Origin of the sequence: Klebsiella pneumoniae subsp. pneumoniae HS11286 (genome assembly GCF_000240185.1) — a bacterium.
GTDB classification, from domain to species: domain Bacteria; phylum Pseudomonadota; class Gammaproteobacteria; order Enterobacterales; family Enterobacteriaceae; genus Klebsiella; species Klebsiella pneumoniae.
Map to the genome: position 1 here is coordinate 3,720,362 of NC_016845.1, position 21,933 is coordinate 3,742,294.

14 protein-coding genes are annotated in these 21,933 nt (G+C 57.8%); 6 read left to right on the forward strand and 8 right to left on the reverse strand.

Annotation, left to right across the window (positions count from 1 at the left end):
- Nucleotides 1–146 precede the first annotated feature (146 nt).
- Nucleotides 147–1,307, forward strand: coding sequence for a sulfate permease (locus KPHS_36950; protein YP_005227995.1), 1,161 nt, complete (start codon nucleotides 147–149; stop codon nucleotides 1,305–1,307).
- On the opposite strand, the gene KPHS_36960 is transcribed toward KPHS_36950, so the two are convergent.
- The 6 genes from KPHS_36960 to KPHS_37010 all read right to left on the reverse strand — a co-directional run bounded on the left by KPHS_36960 (nucleotide 1,270) and on the right by KPHS_37010 (nucleotide 8,624).
- A complete protein-coding gene (locus KPHS_36960; protein YP_005227996.1) occupies nucleotides 1,270–2,706 on the reverse strand; it encodes a putative MgtE integral membrane region in 1,437 nt (478 codons plus the stop codon). The two genes, KPHS_36950 and KPHS_36960, sit on opposite strands and share 38 nt — an antisense overlap.
- A gap of 148 nt (nucleotides 2,707–2,854) precedes the next feature.
- A complete protein-coding gene (locus tag KPHS_36970) occupies nucleotides 2,855–4,498 on the reverse strand; it encodes a multidrug transporter membrane protein/ATP-binding component (RefSeq protein YP_005227997.1) in 1,644 nt (547 codons plus the stop codon).
- A gap of 74 nt (nucleotides 4,499–4,572) precedes the next feature.
- Nucleotides 4,573–5,169 (reverse strand): DNA repair system specific for alkylated DNA, encoded by a 597-nt coding sequence (locus tag KPHS_36980; RefSeq protein YP_005227998.1) that lies wholly within the window; start codon nucleotides 5,167–5,169, stop codon nucleotides 4,573–4,575.
- Between the two features lie 57 nt (nucleotides 5,170–5,226).
- Complete coding sequence (locus KPHS_36990) at nucleotides 5,227–6,291, reverse strand: O6-methylguanine-DNA methyltransferase, transcription activator/repressor (protein YP_005227999.1); 1,065 nt, start codon at nucleotides 6,289–6,291, stop codon at nucleotides 5,227–5,229.
- Between the two features lie 73 nt (nucleotides 6,292–6,364).
- Nucleotides 6,365–7,417, reverse strand: coding sequence for a thiamine biosynthesis lipoprotein ApbE (locus KPHS_37000; RefSeq protein ID YP_005228000.1), 1,053 nt, complete (start codon nucleotides 7,415–7,417; stop codon nucleotides 6,365–6,367).
- A 103-nt stretch (nucleotides 7,418–7,520) separates the two neighbouring features.
- On the reverse strand, nucleotides 7,521–8,624 hold the full coding sequence (locus tag KPHS_37010; RefSeq protein ID YP_005228001.1) for an OmpK36 porin: 1,104 nt from the start codon (nucleotides 8,622–8,624) through the stop codon (nucleotides 7,521–7,523).
- Nucleotides 8,625–8,935: 311 nt separating this feature from the next.
- On the opposite strand from KPHS_37010, the gene KPHS_37020 reads away from it, so the two are divergent.
- The 3 genes from KPHS_37020 to KPHS_37040 all read left to right on the forward strand — a co-directional run bounded on the left by KPHS_37020 (nucleotide 8,936) and on the right by KPHS_37040 (nucleotide 12,718).
- Complete coding sequence (locus KPHS_37020; RefSeq protein YP_005228002.1) at nucleotides 8,936–9,067, forward strand: hypothetical protein; 132 nt, start codon at nucleotides 8,936–8,938, stop codon at nucleotides 9,065–9,067.
- 327 nt (nucleotides 9,068–9,394) lie between these two features.
- A complete protein-coding gene (locus KPHS_37030; protein YP_005228003.1) occupies nucleotides 9,395–12,052 on the forward strand; it encodes a phosphotransfer intermediate protein in two-component regulatory system with RcsBC in 2,658 nt (885 codons plus the stop codon).
- Between the two features lie 15 nt (nucleotides 12,053–12,067).
- Complete coding sequence (locus tag KPHS_37040) at nucleotides 12,068–12,718, forward strand: transcriptional regulator RcsB (RefSeq protein YP_005228004.1); 651 nt, start codon at nucleotides 12,068–12,070, stop codon at nucleotides 12,716–12,718.
- A 45-nt stretch (nucleotides 12,719–12,763) separates the two neighbouring features.
- On the opposite strand, the gene KPHS_37050 is transcribed toward KPHS_37040, so the two are convergent.
- Nucleotides 12,764–15,604, reverse strand: a complete 2,841-nt coding sequence (locus tag KPHS_37050) for a hybrid sensory kinase in two-component regulatory system with RcsB and YojN (protein YP_005228005.1) — start codon at nucleotides 15,602–15,604, stop codon at nucleotides 12,764–12,766.
- A 131-nt stretch (nucleotides 15,605–15,735) separates the two neighbouring features.
- Nucleotides 15,736–18,369, reverse strand: coding sequence for a DNA gyrase subunit A (locus KPHS_37060; protein YP_005228006.1), 2,634 nt, complete (start codon nucleotides 18,367–18,369; stop codon nucleotides 15,736–15,738).
- A gap of 146 nt (nucleotides 18,370–18,515) precedes the next feature.
- Between KPHS_37060 and KPHS_37070 the strand changes: the two genes are divergently transcribed.
- Nucleotides 18,516–19,244, forward strand: coding sequence for a 3-demethylubiquinone-9 3-methyltransferase (locus tag KPHS_37070; protein ID YP_005228007.1), 729 nt, complete (start codon nucleotides 18,516–18,518; stop codon nucleotides 19,242–19,244).
- Nucleotides 19,245–19,588: 344 nt separating this feature from the next.
- Nucleotides 19,589–21,874 carry a ribonucleotide-diphosphate reductase subunit alpha gene (locus KPHS_37080; protein YP_005228008.1) on the forward strand — a complete coding sequence of 762 codons (2,286 nt, stop codon included), beginning with the start codon at nucleotides 19,589–19,591 and terminating at the stop codon, nucleotides 21,872–21,874.
- Nucleotides 21,875–21,933 lie beyond the last annotated feature (59 nt).

Sequence of the window (21,933 nt, forward strand, 5' to 3'; positions counted from 1 at the left end):
GTGACAGACCGCACGGAAGCAGGGCCTGACACCGCTCTCTCTTTTTTTATAAGCTGCGAACTTTTTTTATGCCCCCAGTTTCTGACCCCGCCGCTTCCGGCAACCTGCGTCCCATCCTCCGCTCCCCGTCTTTACTGACGCGCGAAGTGCTGGCCGGCGTGCTCACTGCCCTGGCGCTCATCCCTGAAGTGATTTCGTTTTCAGTCATTGCCGGCGTTGACCCGCAGGTAAGCCTGATTGCTTCGGTGGTGCTCTGCCTGGCGATGTCAGTCTTCGGCGGACGCCCGGCGATGGTCACCGCCGCCGCGGGCTCGGTGGCGCTGGTGATTGGCCCGATGGTGCATCAGCACGGCGTGGGGTACATTTTACCGGCTGTCATTCTGGCGGGTATTATTCAAATTTTGTTTGGTCTGTGCGGCATGGCGCGCCTGATGCGCTTTATTCCCCCGGCGGTGATGACCGGGTTCGTCAACGCCCTTGGGATCCTGATTTTCTTTGCTCAGGTGCCGCATTTCTGGAGTCGACAACCGCTAATCGTTGGCCTGTTCGTCCTGACGCTGCTTATCGTCCTGTGGGCGCCGCGCGTTATTAAGGCTATCCCGGCGCCGCTGATCGCCATCGTCGCGCTCACCCTCTATACCGCGACCACCGGCCAGCAGCTGCCGACCGTCGGCGATGAAGGGTCAATGAGCGGCGGCCTGCCGGGGTTCACCGCCCTGACCGTTCCCCTGAACCTGACCACCCTGCAGATAATCTGGCCGTGCGCCCTCAGCATCGCCTTTGTCGGCCTGATGGAGTCCTTGCTGACGGCTAAGCTGGTGGATGATCTCACTCATACCTCGTCGAACAAATCGCGGGAAAGCGCCGGGCTGGGTATCGCCAATATCCTTGCCGGCTGCTATGGCGGCATCGCCGGCTGCGCGATGATCGGCCAGACTATCGTGAACGTGGAAATGGGCCGGGCCCGCAGCCGCCTCTCAACGGTAATCGCCGGCCTGGTGCTGCTCCTGCTGGTGACAGCGCTCAGCCAGGTGATGGCGAAGATCCCGATGGCGGTTCTGGCCGGGGTGATGGTGATCGTGGCGGTGAAGACCTTTAGCTGGCACAGCATTCGCCCGGGCGAGCTGGCGCGTAATCCGTGGCCGGAAACGCTGGTGATGCTGGTGACCGTCGCCGCGACGGTGGGAACCAGCAATCTGGCGATCGGTGTGCTGGCGGGGATTGTCGCGATGGCGATCATCCCCCGCCGCCTGCGGGCAAAAGCGCAGGCTACATCAGAAACAGCGTCGCCAGACCCAGAAAAATAAAGAAGCCGCCGGTGTCGGTGATGGCGGTGATCATCACGCTGGAGCCGACCGCCGGGTCGCGCCCCAGCTTCACCATGACCATCGGGATTATCACGCCCATCATCGCCGCCATCAGCAGGTTGAGCATCATGGCCAGCGTCATCACCCCGCCGAGCTGCGGATCGTCATACAGCCACCAGGTGATGGCCCCCATAATCCCGCCCCACACCAGACCGTTAATCAGGGCGACCCCCATTTCACGCAGGATCAGGAAGGTAAAGCTGCCGGGCTGGATCTGCTGCAGCGCCATCGCCCGGACGATCATGGTGATCGTCTGGTTGCCGGTGTTGCCGCCGATGCCGGCGACGATCGGCATCAGCGAGGCCAGCGCCACCAGCTGTGAAATGGTGTGTTCGAAGCCGTCGATGACCCGGGAAGCAATAAACGCCGTACACAGATTGACCGCCAGCCATGCCCAGCGGGTTTTCACCGCTTTGCTGACCGGGGCGAAGACATCCTCTTCATCGCTCAGGCCGCCCATCCGCCGCAGATCGTTATCGGTTTCTTCATAAACCACATCGACGATCTCATCGATGGTCAGGCGCCCGATCAGCTTGCCGTCGGCATCAATGACGGCGGCGCTGAGCAAGTCATCACGTTCGAAGGTGCGCGCCACCTTCTCCGCCTCTTCGTGCGGCTGAAAGGTGACCGGGTCGCCCTCCATCACCTCCCCCACCCGCTTCTGCGCATCATTGAGCAGAATGGTCTGCAGCTCCAGCTCGCCGAGCAGCAGCTTGTTACGGGTGGTAACGAACAGCTTATCGGTGTTTTCCGGCATTTTACCGAGACGCCGCAGATAGCGCTGCACCGCCGCCAGGGTGGCCTCCGGTCGCACCGTAATGACCTCAAACTCCATGATCGACCCGACGCTGTTGTCGGCGTAGCGCATAATCTGGCGAATACGGGCGCGCTTCTCGGCCGGCAGGGTCGCCAGCAGCCGTCCGGTCAGGTTGCGCGGCAGATGCTGCAGCAGGTAAACCTGTTCATCGATATCCAGCGGCTGCATGGCCTGCAGCAGCTCGGGGTCGCTCATCTTGTCGATCAGGTCGCCCCAGACGTTCTCTGAGGCCTCCAGCAGCACTTCGCCGCGTTTATCGTCGGGCACCAGGCACCATAGCGCGGTGCGGGCGTCATAGGGAAGCGCTTCCAGCGCATCGGCGAGATCCGGCGGCGGCAGATGCGAGACCAGCATTTCCACTTCGGCCAGGTCATCGGCCAGCGTCCCTTCATCATAGCGCTCAGCCAGCGTCAGTTTGCCCAGCAGCGCGGAAGTCACCGCTTTATCGGTGCTCAAGAGCCAAATCAGACGGGCGCGCTCTTCGTCACGCAAGCGGGCGCTTTTTTTATGCAAAACGGACATCGATCGGGCAATCCTTTTGAGAATGGTGAGCCGGCCTGCGGGCCGGAAGCCTTAAGCATAGCGCGAGGAGGGGGAAATAATAACCGTCAGCGATGTAGACGCTGAAAATTTCAGCGGCGCCCGGGCTTTTCCGGGCGCGCGTTGTGAATCAGGCCGTACGGGCCACCGCATCGCGGGAAGCCTGTTCCCGCTCTTCGCCGGTAAGTTCGGCGAGCTGGCCAGCGCGCATCTCCAGCAGACGATCGGCGTGCTGGAAGTAGTGATCGTCATGGCTGATGGCGAACACGGTTTTGCCCATCTGCTGCATCAGCGGCAGCAGGACCTGGTAAAACTCGCGGCGGAAATGCGGATCCTGATCCGCCGCCCATTCATCCAGCAGAATGATGTCCCGGGACTCGGCCAGCGCCAGCAGGAGCGCCACGCGCTTCTTCTGCCCTTTCGACAGCCGCAGGTCGGCGATTTTTCCGTTCTCCAGCTGCAGCTTGTGGGCCATTTGCAGACGCTCCAGCCATGTCGCCACCAGCGCCGGATCGGCCTCCTCGCCCTGCGGCCCGAGCAGGCGGTCAAACAGCCAGACGTCGGTAAACACTGCGGAAAACAGTTTGCGGTACTCCTCTGGCCTCTCCGCCGCCAGCGGCTGGCCGTCGACGAGGATCTGACCGGATATTGGCTGGTACAGGCCGGTCAGGAGCATCGCCAGCGTTGACTTGCCGCTACCGTTGCCGCCTATCAGAAACACCAGCTCGCCGCGCTTCAGCGTCAGATTAAGCGGCCCTACCGCAAAGCGCTGGTCCGGATAATGGAAGGTGACATCGCGCAGCTCCAGCGTCTGCCAGTCAGGATGCGCCTGCGGCCGGGGAAAGTCGGCCCGGTACGGGGCGAGGGAGAACTGACGCAGCTTGTTAAACGCCACCTGGGCGCTGAGCAGCGTGGGCAGCGCGCCGACGGCGGAGAGCAGCGGCGTGCGCAGAAACAGCAGCGTCAGGGAATAGGTCGCCGCCACGGCGGTATCGGCCCAGCCGAGGCTGTTGGCCATCCAAAACACCAGCCCGATGGCGCCAAGCATCATAATATTCGACCAGTTGACCGCGCTGAGGTGGAAGGTATCGGCGCGAACGATATGGTGCCGGTACTCCCGGGCGTCCGGGAGGTAGAGCTGGTTAAACACATACTCCGCGCGCTCGCGGTTGAGGGTCAGCTCTTTACGCCCCTCCAGCACCGTCTGATAGTCGTGATACAGTTTATCTTCCGTTTCGCGCAGGCTGGCCATATGTTTGTACACCCGCGAGACCAGCACAAAGCCGCCCCAGATGGTGAGCGCCATCCACAGCGCCGTCACCAGCATCATTTTTCCTGACAGCCAGGCGAGGTAGGCCGCGGAGCCGAAGGTGAGAATGATCCCCTGCACCAGCTCCGGCAGGCGCACAAAGGCGATGGTGATATTGCGGATATCGCTGGTCAGCCCGGCAAGCAGCGACGCGCTGCCGATCTTCTCTACTTGTTCAATCTGGGTATCGAGGATGCGTTTAACAAACTCACCGCGCAGACGATAGACAAAATGGTGGCCGAGGGTGGTTAGCGCCAGCTGCGAGCCCAGGGTCACCGCCATCAGCAGCCCCAGCAGACCAAGAAACTCCGGCAGGACCCGCAGCGAGGTATCGACAGCGGTAATCAGACGCAGGTTAATGAAAGCGATTAAGCCGATACCCAGCGCGGCGCTGAGCAGGCTGAGAGCAATAACGCCCAGAAACGGCCAGCGGTACTGGCGCCAGACGAGAGAGAGAAGTTCCATAACAGGCTATCCGCAAAAGCAAAACAGCCAGCAGTTTAAACGGCTCGCCGATGACATCAAGAATAATTCTTATTTTAATACTGGCGACCGCCCGCCTGTCGGAAGGTGAGATTGTAACGACAGTCGCCCGTTTTCGGATGATGCCCCGCTTTCAGCGGCTGAATGCCATGATAAAACAGGCGCGACTCGCCGCCCCAGACCACCACATCGCCATGCTCCAGCAGCAGCCGCTGCAGCGGGTCGCTGCGTTGCAAGCCGCCAAACTGAAAGATGGCCGGCAAGCCCAGCGAGACCGAGACAATCGGCGCCCGCAGATCCTGTTCATCTTTATCCTGATGCAACGACAGTTTTGCGCCAGGACAATAGCGGTTAATCAAACAGGCGTCGGGGGAAAACTCCGGATAGCCGCCGGCGGCGGCGGCCGCCAGCGCCAGTTCATGAAAGACGGCAGGCATCGGCGGCCAGGTTTGATCGGTTACCGGGTCGACCGGGGCGTACAAATAGCCGTGGCGATCGGTAGTCCAGCCCAGCGCGCCGCAGTTGGTCATGGCGACCGACATGGTGTACCCGCCCGGCGTGACCATCTGGCGAAACGGCGACTGACTGGCGACGTCGGCTATCGCCTGCAGCAGCGCCGGGGCGCGTTCGCGGGCAAATCGCCGCAGCACCACCGCGCCGGGGGCCGAGCGGCTCCTGCCACGGTGGGGTATCGCTAAACAGATCGAGCATTACTCCTCCTCATGTTGGGCCTCGCGCGCCAGCAGCTGCGCTTTTCGCGCCGTTCCCCAGCGATAACCGGACAGGGTGCCATCTTCACGCACCACCCGGTGGCAGGGAACAATCACCGCCAGCGAATTCGCCGCGCAGGCGCCGGCCACGGCTCTTACTGCCCGCGGCTGGCCAATATGCTCTGCCACCTGGCGGTAGCTGCGGGTCTCGCCCACCGGGATCTGCCGCAGCGCCTGCCAGACCTGCAGCTGAAACGCGGTGCCCTGCAGATCCAGCGGCAGCGATACCGGCCGCCGGCTGTCGTCGAGGTGGGCGAAAATCTCGGCCATCTGCTGACAAAAATCAGGGTCGCCTTCACGCAGCTCGGCATTGGGAAAGCGCCGGCGCAGGTCGTCGAGCAATGCCGCATCGTTATCACCCGGCAGCACCGCGCAGACGCCGCGCTCGCTCTGCGCCACCAGGCAACGACCCAGCACGCAGTCGCCCGTGGTCCAGGTTACCACGGTGGCGGCCCCGCCGCGGCGAAACTGGCTGGCGGTCATCCCTAACGCTGCGTCGGCCTGGCGATAATAGCTGCTGCTGTCGGGAAAACCAGCCGCCAGCGCGGCGCGGGTCACCGGTATCCCCTGCTCCAGCGCTTCCCGCAGGCGCTGCGCCCGCCACGCTTGTTGCCAGGCTTTAGGGGTCATGCCGGTGACGGATTTAAATAAACGGTGGAAATGAAACGGGCTCATCGCCAGCTGGCCTGCCAGCGCCTCGAGGGTCAGGGGCGCGTCCTGCTCCAGCAGCCGACAGGCCTGCGCCACTTTGTCGACCCTTTGCTGCTGCGGGTAGTCTTTATCCGGTTGGCAGCGTTTGCAGGGGCGGAATCCCGCCGCCACGGCGGCGGCGACGTCGGCAAAAAAGCGTACGTTTTCTCGCCGCGCGCGCCGCGAGCGGCAGGAGGGACGACAGCAGATGCCGGTGGTCAGTACCGCAAAGACGAACTGACCATCGGCCCGGGTATCACGTTCGCAGACCGCCTGCCAGCGGCGATCATCGGTATCGGCAACTATCGGTTTCATGACGGGTCTCCAGCTGTAAGTGTACCCTCAGTCTGTGGTAAAGCCCGCAGTAAAAAACCCGCAATCTTGCTTTTTAATTTTTCTCGCCGACAAGGAAAGTGCGGAACTGCGGCGACATCCAGGTTTTAAAACCCTCTCCTTCTTTAACGATCATGTAGACCGCCAGCCCCTCCTCGCGCACCACCTGCTGCGCTTTTTCCGGCCCCAGCACCATCAGTCCGGTATCCCAGCCATCCGCCTCCAGCGCTGTTGGCGCAATGACGGTCACGGAGACCAGCTTATGGGTTATCGGCTGCCCGGTCTGCGGATCGATAACGTGCGAGATGCGTTTGCCATCGAGTTCATAGTAGTTGCGATAGCTGCCGGAGGTGCTGATGCCGTGCCCATTGATGTCGACAATCGCCTGAACGGCGTTTTCGCGGTCGGTCGGTTTCTGGATCGCTACCCGCCAGGGCTTGCCTTCGCCGTTCATCCCGCGGCTGACCAGCGCCCCGCCCACCGACACCAGATAGCGGGAGATCCCCTCCTGCTCCATCAACCGCGCGAGGTGGTCGGCGGCATAGCCTTCCCCCACGGTGGAGAGGTCGACAAACAGATCGGGAATATCTTTTTGCAGGAACTGCCTGCCGCTCTGATTAATAACCTGCAGATGCTGCAGGCCGGTGCGCGCCTTCGCCGCGGCTATCGCCTCGGCATCCGGGGTGGTGACCGGCTGTTTATCCGGGCCAAAGCCCCACAGGTTGACCAGCGGCCCCACGGTAATATCCATCGCGCCGTGCGTTTTGGCGCCAATCCGCAGCGACAGGGTGACGATATCCGCCATCGCTTCGCTCACCGGCCAGGGTTCGGTAGTGGCGGCATGATTGAAGCGCATCAGCGCTGAGTCGTTTTTCCAGGTCGACAGCAGGCGATCGTCGGCGTCCAGCTGGGCCTGAACCTTGGCGCGCAACGCCAGGGCCTTTGCCTCATCCACGCCAATGACGCTGACCCGCCAGAAGGTGCCCATCGTTTTGCCATCCAGCACGGTGGCCGTCGCGGTGGGGGTCGCAGGAGTGGTAGCTGAATCGCAGCCAGAGAGCAGAACGCAGGCGCCCAGCAGCGCGGCGCGAAAGAAAGTCATATCCATTAATCGAGGCTCCTCTTACCAGGGCGACAAGAGTATACCAGCGAGGTTAAACCGGACATAAAAAAAGGCGCCAGAGGCGCCTTTTTGTTATGCAGCTTGCAACTTAGAACTGGTAAACCAGGCCCAGTGCAACCACGTCGTCGGTAGAGATACCGGCGTTGTGGGTGAAGCTATTGTCGTCCAGCAGGTTGATTTTGTAGTCAACATAGGTGGACATGTTTTTGTTGAAGTAGTAGGTCGCGCCAACGTCAACATATTTCAGGATGTCCTGGTCGCCGTAGCCTTCCAGATCCTTACCTTTAGACTGCAGGTAAGCCACGGACGGACGCAGACCGAAGTCGAACTGGTACTGAGCAACCACTTCGAAGTTCTGCGCTTTGTTAGCAAAGCCCAGGGAACCGGCGCGGGTCGCGTTGTAGGTCTGGGTGTACTGAGTGGCCAGGTAGATGTTGTTCGCGTCGTATTTCAGACCGCCGGTGTAGGTTTCAGCGTTGTCGCCACGACCCAGTGCCAGCTTGCTGTTCTGGTCGCCAAGACGTTTGGAGTTAGAGTATGCGAAACCAGCGCTGATGCCATCATAGATGTCATAGGTCAGAGAAGTACCGTAACCGTCGCCGTTCTGTTTCAAGGCGGTACGACCGTTGTTGGTAGGAGACAGAGCGCCTTCGCCGCTGACGCTGCCGTTTTTACCCTGATACTGCAGAGCAAAGTTCAGGCCGTCAACCAGACCGAAGAAATCAGAGTTACGGTAGGTTGCAACGCCGTTAGCACGGGACTGCAGGAAGTTGTCAGAACCGTAGGTGTCGCCGCCGAATTCCGGCAGAACGTCGGTCCAGGACGTTACGTCGTATACTACGCCGTAGTTACGACCGTAGTCGAAAGAGCCCGCGTCGCCAAATTTCAGGCCTGCGAATGCCAGACGAGTCCATGCCTGATCGCTGGAGCTTTCAGTGTTGTTCGCCTGAACGTTGTATTCCCACTGGCCGTAACCGGTCAGCTGGTCGTTGATCTGGGTTTCGCCTTTCACGCCTACACGCATGTAGGTCTGGTCGCCGTCGACGCTCTTGTCGTCAGAGAAGTAGTGCAGACCGTCAATTTTACCGTACAGGTCTAATTTGTTGCCGTCTTTGTTATAAATTTCAGCCGCATTTGCTGCGCCTGCTACCAGCAGAGCCGGTACCAGGAGGGACAGTACTTTAACTTTCATGTTATTAACCCTCTGTTTGTTATATGCCTTTTATTATGCCACTGCTTACTGATTACCCTTCTAATCAGTCGGCTATTTCATTGTGCTGCAAAATGCAGAATAATCCAACAAGAATATGATACTAAAACTTCTAAGATGTTTCAAAGTTCCCACAAGATGTTTCAATTTGTAAATTTAGCGGAACTTTTTTCACCGCAAAATGGTCAGGGAAATACGCACTAATCATCAAAAAAAATATTTAACCTTTTATAATCAAAGCGATAGACGACAGCATATCTATAGCACTGAATGGTAAAACAAAATGATCATTGGTGGCTAAAATAAGAGTCGCTATCATCATTAACTTTATTTATTACCGTCATTCAGTTCTGAATGTCTGTTTACCCCTATTTCAACCGGATGCCTCGCATCCGGTTTTTTTACCCTTCTTTACACAACTTTAATTTATCTGTGCTACGGCTAATGATTCCCTAACGACTATTAATCAATCAATTAGGCCATCAGTGGTGCATATTCTTCCAATGTCTTGTTATTTCGTGCGATTCTTCCCTTTTGTTTCCGTCAATATCGTCGCCGGTTAACCTTCCCGGCGCGGTTTCATTTACGCTTCGTTTCTAAGATAATTCCTGGGCGGCATCGCACCGCTGGCGCCAATCTGTAGTATGGATTTACGCCATTAGCCTTTATACTGCCAGCAGCATCTGCTTTGTTGCCAGTTACTCTGGCGCTACATCCTGTTTACAAACAATGATGAGTCGTTCAGCCACAAGATGACCCCGAAAAAATTCTCCCTGATCCCCGGCAACATCAGCCGCTTCTTCATTTTGATGGTTATTGTCCTGCTGGCGACAATGGGGGTGATGATCCAAAGCGCCGTCAATGCCTGGCTGAAGGAGAAAAGCTATCAGGTGGTTGATGTCTCCCACGCTCTGCACCAGCGCATTGACGCCTGGCGCTATGCCACCTGGCAGATCTACGACAATATCGCCGCCACCTCAGTCAACACCGCAAGCGGCGGTCTGCAGGAGACGCGTTTAAAACAGGACGTTTACTACCTGGAGAAACCCCGGCGTAAAACCGAAGCCCTGATCTTTGGCTCCCATGACAGCTCCACCCTCGAAATGACGCAGAAAATGTCCGATTATCTCGATATTTTGTGGGGCGCGGAGACCATTCCGTGGTCGATGTACTATCTCAACGGCCTGGACAATAGTCTGATCCTGGTCTCCACTCTGCCGTTGAAGGACCTCTCTTCGAGCTTCAAAGAGTCAACGATCAGCAGCGTCGTGGAGTCGCGGCGCGCGGAAATGCTGCTGCAGGCTAATACCCTTGATGAGCGCGAGACGTTCTCGCCGTTGCGCCATCTCGCCTGGCAGAACGCGCACTATTTTACGTTACGCACCACCTTCAACCAGCCCGGACACCTTGCCACGGTGGTCGCCTTCGATCTGCCGATTAACGATCTGATCCCGCCCGGCATGACTATCGACAGCTTCCGTATCGAGCCTGACCCGTCGCAAAATCTCGCCACCACGCCGGATAAAGAGAGCGCCGATCATATTGGGATCACCTTTAACGGCATGCAGATTGACATCGCCACCGACATCAGCACCACCGGTATGCAGTTGCTGTGGACGGTACCAATGAGCACCATGCTGCTGGAGTCCATGCAGAACATTCTTCTGCCGCTGCTGCTCAACATTGGTCTGCTGGCGCTGGCGCTGTTTGGTTTTACCACCTTTCGCCACTATAAAGGACGCAGCCATTCGTCTGGCGCCGGGCTCCCCTCCGCCGCCAACAGCGAACTGCGTCTGCTGCGCGCCATTAACGAAGAGATTGTTTCTCTGCTGCCGCTGGGGCTGCTCGTTCACGATCAGGAAGCCAACCGAACGGTTATCAGCAATCCAATTGCCGACCATCTGCTTCCGCACCTGAATCTGCAGAACATCACTAATATGGCGGACCAGCATCAGGGGGTAATTCAGGCCACCGTCAATAATGAGCAGTATGAAATCCGCCAGTATCGCAGCCAGGTAGCGCCGCGCACCCAGATCCTGATCATCCGTGATCAGGACCGCGAAGTGCTGGTCAATAAAAAGCTCAAGCAGGCCCAGCGCTTGTATGAGAAAAACCAGCAGGGACGGGCCGCCTTTATGCAGCACATCGGCAGCGCCCTGAAGCAGCCCGCGCTGACGCTGGCGGCAGAGGCGGCGGCGCTCAGTAGTACAGAGAATCGGACGCTGGCCCAGCATGCCGATGAGCTGGTCAAACTCATCGATGACATTCAGCTCGCCAATCTGCTGGAAAGCGATGCCTGGAAAACCAACCAGACGTTGTTCTCGGTGCAGGAGCTTATTGACGACGTCGTGCCGGAAGTGCTGCCGGCGATGAAACGCAAGGGTCTGCAGCTGCTCATCAACAATGCGCTCCCGGCCGGCGAGCAGCGCTATGGCGACCGTGAAGCTCTGCGGCGCACGCTGGTGCTGTTAATCCAATATTCAGTGACCACCACGCCTATCGGCAAGATCACCCTCGACGTCTGTCAGGATGAGTCGGCCAGCGATCGCCTGACCTTCCGCATTCTGGATACCGGCAACGGCGTCTCGGCAAACGAGATCGACAATATGCACTTCCCGTATCTCAACGAGACCCAGAGCGACCTGTACGGCAAAGCAAACGCCCTTACCTTCTGGCTATGCGACCGCATGACGCGCAAGCTGGGCGGGCAATTGACCATTAAAGCCCGGGAGTCGCTGGGGACGCGCTATACCCTGCATCTGAAAATGCCGGCTAGCGAAGAGGCGCCAGAGGCGGGAGAGCATTTGCTGGATGACGTTATCGTCCTGCTGGATGTGACTTCCAGCGAAGTGCGGCGGATTGTCACTCGCCAGCTGGAGAGCTGGGGAGCGTCCTGCATCACACCGGACGATCGGGCGACCAGTCAAGCCTTTGATCTTTATTTAACGGATAATCCGTCTAATCTTACTGCTTCAGGCTTGCTTTTAAGCGATGATGAGGTCGGGATACGCAAGATCGGCCCGGGCCAACTGCGGGTCAACTTTAATATTAGCACGGCGATGCAGGAGGCTATCCTGCAGCTTATTGAGCAGCAGCTGGCGGAGGAGGCGGTTCAGCCCGTCACCTCAGGAAACGAGAGTAACGCCGAACTCCATGCCAGCGGCTATTACGCACTGTTTGCCGATACGGTACCGGATGATGTTCAGAGATTGTATACTGAAATCGAAGCGGGCGATTTTGCTGCTCTGGCGCAAACCGCCCACCGCCTCAAAGGGGCATTTGCTATGCTTAATCTGATACCCGGCAAGCAGTTATGTGAAACGCTTGAGCATCTGATTCGCGAAAAGGATGCGCAAGGCATAGAAAAATATATCAGCGACATTGACGCTTACGTCAAGAGCTTGCTGTAGAAGGTAGCCTTATACATGAACACTATGAACGTAATTATTGCCGATGACCATCCGATCGTACTGTTCGGTATTCGTAAGTCACTTGAGCAAATTGAGTGGGTGAACGTCGTTGGCGAGTTTGAAGACTCCACGGCCCTTATCAACAATCTTCCGAAGCTGGACGCCCATGTGCTGATCACCGATCTGTCCATGCCCGGTGACAAATACGGCGACGGGATCACGCTGATTAAATACATCAAGCGCCACTTCCCGGATCTGTCGATCATTGTTCTGACCATGAACAACAATCCGGCGATCCTCAGCGCGGTGCTGGATCTGGATATCGAAGGGATCGTCCTCAAGCAGGGGGCGCCGACCGACCTGCCAAAAGCGCTGGCCGCGCTGCAGAAAGGGAAGAAATTCACCCCGGAAAGCGTCTCTCGCCTGCTGGAAAAAATCAGCGCCAGCGGCTATGGCGATAAACGTCTGTCGCCGAAAGAGAGCGAAGTGCTGCGCCTGTTCGCCGAAGGTTTCCTGGTAACCGAGATCGCCAAAAAGCTTAATCGCAGCATTAAAACCATCAGCAGCCAGAAGAAATCGGCGATGATGAAGCTGGGCGTCGAAAACGACATCGCCTTGCTGAACTACCTCTCTTCCGTCTCGCTGAGCGCGACGGACAAAGAGTAATCTCTTCGCCCTCTCCGTCTCGCCCCGGCGAGACGGAGCTCCCCATTATTCCCGCCCTTTACGCACCCGCGCCGCATATACCGTCAGCGTTTGCTTCAGTACGTCGAGGGTGACCGGCTTGGACAGACAACTGTCCATCCCCGATTCCAGACAGCGCTGCTTCTCTTCCGCCAGGGCATTGGCCGTTACGCCAATCACCGGCAGCGTCAGGCCAAGCTGACGAATGCGCTGCGTCAGGCGATAACCATCCATATTAGGCATGTTGACGTCGCTGAGCACGATATCGATGTGCTGCTTGCTGAGGACGTTGAGCGCGTCGATCCCGTCGTTCGCGGTCACGCACTGGTAGCCGAGCGAACCCAGCTGATCCGCCAGCAGGCGGCGGTTGATCGGGTGATCGTCGACCACGAGGATCATCATGTCGTCATTATTGCCGGCCTGCGCCTCCGGGGCCATCAGCGCCGGGCTATTTTCCGCACTGGCGAGCGCAACATGGAAAATACGCCCCAGCAGCGGCAGCAGTTCGTGGGGAGTCGTCACGCTGTGCAGCCATTCGCCGGCGGACCGCTCCTGCGGAATACCGATATGACGGCGACAGAAGATGACCATGGCCCTTCCCTGCCATCCGCTCAGCGCCTCATCGTCAGTGAGTAAGACATCCTCGGCGTCCGGCGTTTCGCCGGCATGGCGGCGGACCGTCAGGCCGTGGTAGCTGAGCAGCGAGGTGACGAACATCGCCAGCGAAGTGTTATGAATCGCCAGCCAGCAGGTCTTGCCAGCGAAACCGTCTCTGCTCACCGGTGAGGTATTCTGCACGCCATACAGAGGAATACGGATGGTAAAGCGGCTACCCATCCCCGGCTCGGTTTCGACAGCAATATCGCCATCCATCATGCTGATCAGTTTTTCACAGATCGCCAGGCCAAGGCCGGTGCCCTGAAAATTGCGCTGCACGCCGGTCCCCACCTGGAAGAAAGGATCGAAGAGGCGCAATACCTCTTTCGCCGGGATCCCCTCTCCAGTGTCGCGAACGCTAATCTGCAGATAATCCCCCGCGCACTGGACGTGCAGGACAATACAGCCGGTATCGGTGAACTTTATCGCATTGCTGAGCAGATTTGAGATCACCTGCTGCAGGCGCATCGGGTCGCCGGACATTTGTTCCGGAACGTCCGGCTCGATAAAGCAGTACAGGCCCAGCTGCTTGCGCACCACCAACGGCAGATAGTTAGCGGAGATATGGTTCATGACTTCGCGCGGAGAGAACTCCCGCGGCTCGATCTTCAACTGCTCGGACTCGATTTTCGAGAAATCAAGAATATCGCTGATGATTTTCAGCAGCAGGCTGGAGGAGTTGTTCATCGCCGTCACAAGGCGATCGACGCCTTTCGGCAACGCTTTGGTCTGCAGCAGATCGAGGTTACCGATGATGCCATACAGCGGGGTACGCAGCTCATGGCTAACGGTCGCCAGGAACATCGATTTCGACTGGCTGGCCTGCTCCGCCGCCTGGGCCATCTCCTGCAGCGACTCCTCCATTTTCACGCGGGCGGAAACGTCCACCAGCACGCAAATGGCGACGTTTTCATTGCGATAGCGTGAATGAACAAAGCTAATCTGCAGGTTGGTATGGTTGCTGGTCAGCACGTCGACAAAATTGACCTGCTGGCCGCAGATGATCTGCGTCAGCCGCTGGCGGTCCTCGTGGGTCAGCATGTTCAGGTAGTTGTGCGCCAGTTCATTACTGAGAATATTGGTCCCGTCGGCAGTGCGCAGAATACAGATCCCTACCGGGGCAGAAGCCACAATTTTGCGGTTGAACTGCTCGTGCTCTTCCAGGCGCTGGGCGTCATTCTCCGCGGGGATAAAAATGCGCCGCTCATACATCCGCGCCAGCGCGAACAGCATCGCGCCGCTGAGGATATTAAGAACGATAGCATTGATGATCAGCATACGGATCCGCTCCAGCACCTGATCTACCGAGACGGAATAGACGATGCTCAGGGAGGACGGAGAGAGGCTTTTTTTCAGCACCAGCTCGCGGAAACCTGAACTGTAGCCAAACCACATCCGCTCCTGCATCCACTTCGCTTCGCTCTGGATTTTACCTTCCGCACCGGCCAGCGAAATCAGCGGCTGGCCGTTATCGTCAAAGATCGTCACGCTCATCGGCAGGCTGCCCGGCGTAAAGAAGCTTTCCATGCGGATGGTCTGCTCCACGCCCAGCATCGCCTGCAGGCGATTGGCCATATAGACCGGCGTCAGGGCGTAAAAATAGCCCACCCCGGGGCGAACGCCCTGGCTTATCCAGAACAGGTTGTTGCCGCGCTCGTTTTGCGGCGCGTTGCGATATTGCTCTATGCGCTGATGCAGGACTTTCAGCGCCTGATCGCGCTCAATCGGCACGTCCCGCAGGCCAAAGTTGGCCATGCAGAGGTTATCGCTGCCGATGAGAAAGATGCGGTTAAGGTCGTAGGCGGCAGTAAAATTATCCCGCCAGTAGCGCATAAACCATGCCAGCGACTGCAGCGAATTACGCCAGGTGGCGCTCATCGCGCTGCAGTCGGAATCGGGGTACAGGGGTTCAAAGTTGGGCACCGCCATATCGCCGTTTTGCCCTTGCGCTACCGCGTCCCCTGCCGACAAGCGATTACCGGCGACATACTTCAGCTCTTTCATTACATCCGCGGTACGCTGGATATAGCGCTGGGCCTGATCGGCGTTGAGATTAAGCTCCTGATGGATTTCGGCTTCCCGCTCGTGCAGCGCGTTGACGATATAAAACACAGAGACAAACGCAATAAGCAGCCACAGCAATACCGCCAGCGCTCTGAACAGATAACGTGAAACCTTCAGGGTTGTATGAAAAGAGGCAAGATATTTCAATGTGGCGATGCTCGGCCGTCAGGGACTCAACAGAATGCGGTTAAGGTAGCGGTAAACCGGCTTTGCCGCAATGTTAATGCAAAAAGGGCCGGGAAAATACCCGGCCCTTCCAGAACATTTACCTCGGACGATTATTCTTCGTCTTCGGCGATGTCGTCATCGGTATCCGCTTCCGGGGCGATATCGTCATCGCCTTCCGCCGCGCTACCATCGATGGCATCCAGCTCTTCATCATCCACCGGCTCAGCCACGCGCTGCAGACCCACCACGTTTTCATCTTCCGCGGTGCGGATGAGGATCACGCCCTGGGTGTTACGGCCCACGATGCTCACTTCGGAAACGCGGGTACGCACCAGCGTCCCGGCGTCGGTGATCATCATGATCTGATCGCAGTCATCCACCTGCACGGCGCCGACCACGGAACCGTTACGCTCGGTGACTTTGATCGAAATAACGCCCTGGGTGGCACGCGACTTGGTCGGATACTCCGCCGCCGCGGTACGTTTACCGTAACCGTTTTGCGTCACCGTCAGGATCGCGCCTTCGCCGCGTGGAATAATCAGCGAGACGACGCTGTCGTTTTCCGCAAGCTTAATACCGCGTACGCCGGTGGCGGTACGGCCCATGGCGCGAACGGCGTCTTCCTTGAAGCGTACAACCTTACCGGCCGCGGAGAACAGCATCACTTCATCCTGACCAGAGGTCAGATCGACGCCGATCAGCTCATCGCCTTCGTTCAGGTTGACCGCGATGATACCGGCGGAACGCGGACGGCTGAACTCGGTCAGCGCGGTTTTCTTCACGGTACCGCTGGCGGTCGCCATAAAGACGTTGACGCCCTCTTCGTACTCGCGGACCGGCAGGATGGCGGTGATGCGCTCATCGGCTTCCAGCGGCAGCAGGTTGACGATCGGCCGACCGCGCGCGCCGCGGCTGGCTTCCGGCAGCTGATAGACCTTCATCCAGTACAGACGGCCGCGGCTTGAGAAGCAGAGGATGGTGTCATGGGTGTTAGCCACCAGCAGGCGGTCGATAAAGTCTTCTTCTTTAATGCGCGCTGCCGATTTGCCTTTACCGCCACGACGCTGTGCTTCGTAGTCGGTCAGCGGCTGATACTTCACATACCCCTGATGCGACAGGGTGACCACCACATCTTCCTGGTTGATCAGATCTTCGATGTTAATATCAGCGCTGTTGGCGGTGATTTCGGTACGACGTTCGTCGCCGAACTGATCGCGGATCAGCTCCAGCTCTTCGCGAATCACTTCCATCAGACGGTCGGCGCTGCCGAGAATGTGCAGCAGCTCCGCGATCTGCTCCAGCAGCTCTTTATATTCGTCGAGCAGTTTTTCATGCTCAAGGCCGGTCAGTTTCTGCAGACGCAGATCCAGAATCGCCTGAGCCTGCTGCTCGGTCAGATAGTATTTACCGTCGCGCACGCCGAACTCTGGCTCCAGCCATTCCGGACGCGCGGCGTCATCCCCGGCGCGCTCCAGCATCGCCGCGACGTTACCGAGATCCCACGCCTGGGCAACCAGCGCCGTTTTCGCTTCTGCCGGGGTCGGCGCGCGACGGATCAGTTCGATAATCGGGTCGATGTTGGCCAGCGCAACGGCCAGCGCTTCGAGGATATGCGCCCGGTCGCGCGCTTTGCGCAGTTCGAAAATCGTACGACGGGTCACCACTTCACGGCGGTGGCGTACAAACGCGGCGATGATGTCCTTCAGGTTCATGATCTTCGGCTGACCATGGTGCAGAGCTACCATGTTGATGCCGAAGGAGACCTGCAGCTGGGTCTGGGAATAGAGGTTGTTAAGCACCACTTCCCCTACCGCATCGCGCTTCACTTCAATCACGATGCGCATCCCGTCTTTATCAGACTCGTCACGCAGCGCGCTGATGCCTTCCACGCGTTTTTCTTTGACCAGCTCGGCGATTTTCTCGATCAGGCGCGCTTTGTTCACCTGATACGGAATTTCGTGCACGATGATGGTTTCGCGGCCGGATTTCGCGTCCACTTCCACTTCCGCGCGCGCGCGGATGTACACTTTACCGCGACCGGTGCGATAGGCCTCTTCGATGCCGCGACGGCCATTGATAATGGCGGCGGTCGGGAAATCAGGGCCAGGAATATGCGCCATCAGCCCTTCAATGCTGATGTCTTCATCGTCAACATACGCCAGACAGCCGTTAATCACTTCCGTCAGGTTATGCGGCGGTATGTTGGTGGCCATCCCTACGGCGATCCCGGAGGCGCCGTTCACCAGCAGGTTAGGAATTTTGGTCGGCATGACGTCCGGAATACGCTCCGTACCGTCATAGTTGTCGACGAAATCGACCGTCTCTTTTTCAAGATCGGCCATCAGCTCATGAGCGATTTTCGCCAGACGAATTTCGGTATAACGCATCGCCGCGGCGGAGTCGCCGTCGATGGAACCAAAGTTACCCTGGCCGTCCACCAGCATGTAACGCAGCGAGAACGGCTGCGCCATACGCACGATGGTGTCGTATACCGCGATGTCGCCGTGCGGGTGGTATTTACCGATTACGTCACCAACGACACGGGCTGATTTTTTATAGGCTTTGTTCCAGTCATTGCCCAATACGTTCATGGCGTAAAGTACGCGACGGTGTACCGGCTTCAGGCCATCTCGGACATCCGGCAGCGCACGGCCAACAATGACCGACATCGCATAATCCAGATAAGAGTTCTTAAGCTCTTCCTCAATGTTGACCGGTGTAATTTCTCTCGCAAGGTCGCTCATCTAACCGCTATCCCTCTACTGTATCCCGGATTCAAAGGTCGCAAATTATAACACAGCCGCGCTAATAGAGGTAAAGCAATACGGTTTATTCATGGCGCGCTGCTGATATACTCGCAGGTCTGAACAGAAAAGGAGTAAAAGCGCCCATGAATGCCGAAAAAACGTCGGTAGCCCCTAACGTCGATCATGCTGAAATCGCCAAATTCGAAGCCGTCGCCTCGCGCTGGTGGGATCTGGAGGGCGAGTTCAAACCGCTCCACCGCATCAACCCGCTGCGGCTGGGCTATATTGCCGAACGCTCCGGCGGCCTGTTCGGTAAAAAAGTCCTCGATGTCGGCTGCGGCGGCGGCATCCTCGCCGAGAGCATGGCGCGCGAAGGCGCGACGGTCACCGGGCTGGACATGGGGGCCGAACCGCTGCAGGTCGCCAGGCTGCACGCCCTGGAGAGCGGTATTCAGGTAGACTATGTTCAGGAAACAGTTGAGGAACATGCCGCGAAGCACCCGCAGCAGTATGACGTCGTGACCTGCATGGAGATGCTGGAGCACGTCCCCGACCCGCAGTCGGTGGTGCACGCCTGCGCGCGGTTAGTGAAGCCCGGCGGCCAGGTCTTCTTCTCCACCATCAACCGCAACGGCAAGGCCTGGCTGATGGCGGTAGTCGGGGCGGAATATGTCATGAAGATGGTGCCCAAAGGCACTCATGATGTGAAGAAGTTTATCAAGCCGGCCGAGCTGCTGGGCTGGGTAGATCAGACTACTCTGAAAGAGCAGCATATCATCGGTCTGCATTACAATCCGCTGACCAATACCTTCAAGTTAGCGCCGGGGGTTGATGTTAACTATATGTTGCATACAACCGCCAAACAGGACTGAGGTCAGCACCTCCGCTTATGATGATTGCGCGGCATCAAGCCGCGTGATTATTTCTTCCGATGAAGAAATCAGCACTCGATCAAATTTTCATTTTTTTTTCTGTTTTATTGACTTCTTCTCCAGGCCTTATGCGACGTGGACTTGCGGATTATTACCCTTCCGCAACCTCAATTTAACGTCAAAATCAACCCTTGTACTCAAAAGATTCCTTACTAAAATACTCACCATATAGCGTTTCTTTTATCGACAACCCCCTACATATAGTATTTATCCACAGAGTTAGTCACAACGGCCTTCTGTGGATAAACGGGGGATATTTTCTTTCACGGACAGGTAAAATCCACATGAATCAGAGTCTGCTGGTGACAAAGCGCGACGGGACCACCGAGCGCATCAATCTCGACAAAATCCATCGCGTACTGGATTGGGCGGCAGAAGGACTGAATAACGTTTCGATTTCCCAGGTAGAGCTGCGCTCCCATATCCAGTTCTATGACGGCATCAAAACCGCGGACATCCACGAAACCATTATTAAAGCCGCTGCGGATCTGATCTCCCGCGACGCACCGGATTACCAGTACCTCGCCGCGCGTCTGGCGATTTTCCATTTGCGTAAAAAAGCCTTCGGTCAGTTTGAGCCGCCAGCGCTCTACGATCACGTGGTGAAGATGGTCGAGAAAGGTAAATACGATCATCATCTGCTGGAAGACTACACGGAAGAAGAGTTCCAGCAGATGGACGGTTTCCTCGACCACTGGCGCGACATGAACTTCTCCTACGCAGCCGTTAAGCAGCTGGAAGGCAAGTATCTGGTACAAAACCGCGTCACCGGCGAAATTTATGAGAGCGCGCAGTTCCTCTATATTCTGGTCGCCGCTTGCCTGTTCTCGAACTATCCGCGCGAAACGCGTCTGGACTATATCAAGCGTTTCTACGACGCGGTGTCCACCTTTAAAATCTCGCTGCCGACGCCGATCATGTCCGGCGTGCGTACCCCAACCCGTCAGTTCAGCTCCTGCGTGCTGATCGAGTGCGGCGACAGCCTGGATTCCATCAACGCCACCTCCAGCGCGATTGTGAAATACGTTTCCCAGCGCGCCGGCATCGGCATCAACGCCGGGCGCATTCGCGCGCTGGGCAGCCCGATCCGCGGCGGCGAAGCCTTCCACACCGGCTGCATTCCGTTCTACAAGCATTTCCAGACCGCGGTGAAATCCTGCTCGCAGGGCGGCGTGCGCGGCGGCGCGGCAACCCTCTTCTACCCAATGTGGCATCTGGAAGTGGAAAGCCTGCTGGTGCTGAAAAACAACCGTGGTACCGACGCCAACCGCGTTCGTCACATGGACTACGGGGTACAGATCAACAAGCTGATGTACACCCGTCTGCTGAAGGGCGGCGATATTACCCTGTTCAGCCCTTCCGACGTCCCGGGCCTGTATGACGCCTTCTTCGCCGATCAGGACGAGTTTGAGCGCCTGTACACCCAGTACGAGCAGGACGATAGCATTCGTAAGCAGCGTATTAAAGCCGTTGAGCTGTTCTCGCTGATGATGCAGGAGCGCGCCTCTACCGGCCGCATCTATATCCAGAACGTCGACCACTGTAACACCCACAGCCCGTTCGATCCGGTAGTCGCCCCGGTGCGTCAGTCTAACCTGTGCCTGGAGATTGCTCTGCCGACCAAACCGCTGGAAGATGTCAACGACGAAAACGGCGAAATCGCGCTGTGCACCCTGTCGGCCTTCAACCTCGGGGCTATCGACAGCCTCGACGAGCTGGAAGAGCTGGCGGTGCTGGCGGTGCGTGCTCTGGATGCGCTGCTCGACTATCAGGATTACCCCATTCCGGCGGCTAAACGCGGTGCGATGGGGCGTCGTACGCTGGGTATCGGCGTGATCAACTTCGCTTACTATCTGGCGAAGCATGGCAAACGCTACTCCGACGGCAGCGCCAACAACCTGACGCACAAAACGTTCGAAGCGATTCAGTACTATCTGCTGAAGGCCTCTAACGAGCTGGCTATCGAGCAAGGCGCCTGCCCGTGGTTCAACGAAACCACCTATGCGCAGGGCATCCTGCCGATCGATACCTATAAGAAAGATCTGGACGGCATCGTCAGCGAACCCCTGCACTACGACTGGGAAGCATTGCGCGAATCCATTAAAACTCACGGCCTGCGCAACTCCACGCTCTCCGCGCTGATGCCGTCCGAGACCTCGTCGCAGATCTCCAACGCCACCAACGGCATTGAGCCGCCGCGCGGCCACGTGAGTATCAAAGCGTCCAAGGACGGTATCCTGCGCCAGGTGGTGCCGGATTACGAAAACCTGCAGAACGCCTACGAGCTGCTGTGGGAGATGCCGAACAACGACGGTTATCTGCAGCTGGTGGGTATCATGCAGAAGTTTATCGACCAGTCGATCTCTGCCAACACTAACTACGATCCGACGCGCTTCCCGTCCGGAAAAGTGCCGATGCAGCAGTTGCTCAAAGACCTGCTCAACGCCTATAAATTCGGCGTCAAAACGCTGTACTATCACAACACCCGTGATGGCGCTGAAGACGCCCAGGATGACCTGGCCCCGTCCATCCAGGACGACGGCTGCGAAAGCGGCGCTTGTAAGATCTAAGGTATTTTTGCCGGGTAACGCTACGCTTACCCGGCCTACGTTTGTGTAGGCCCGGCCAA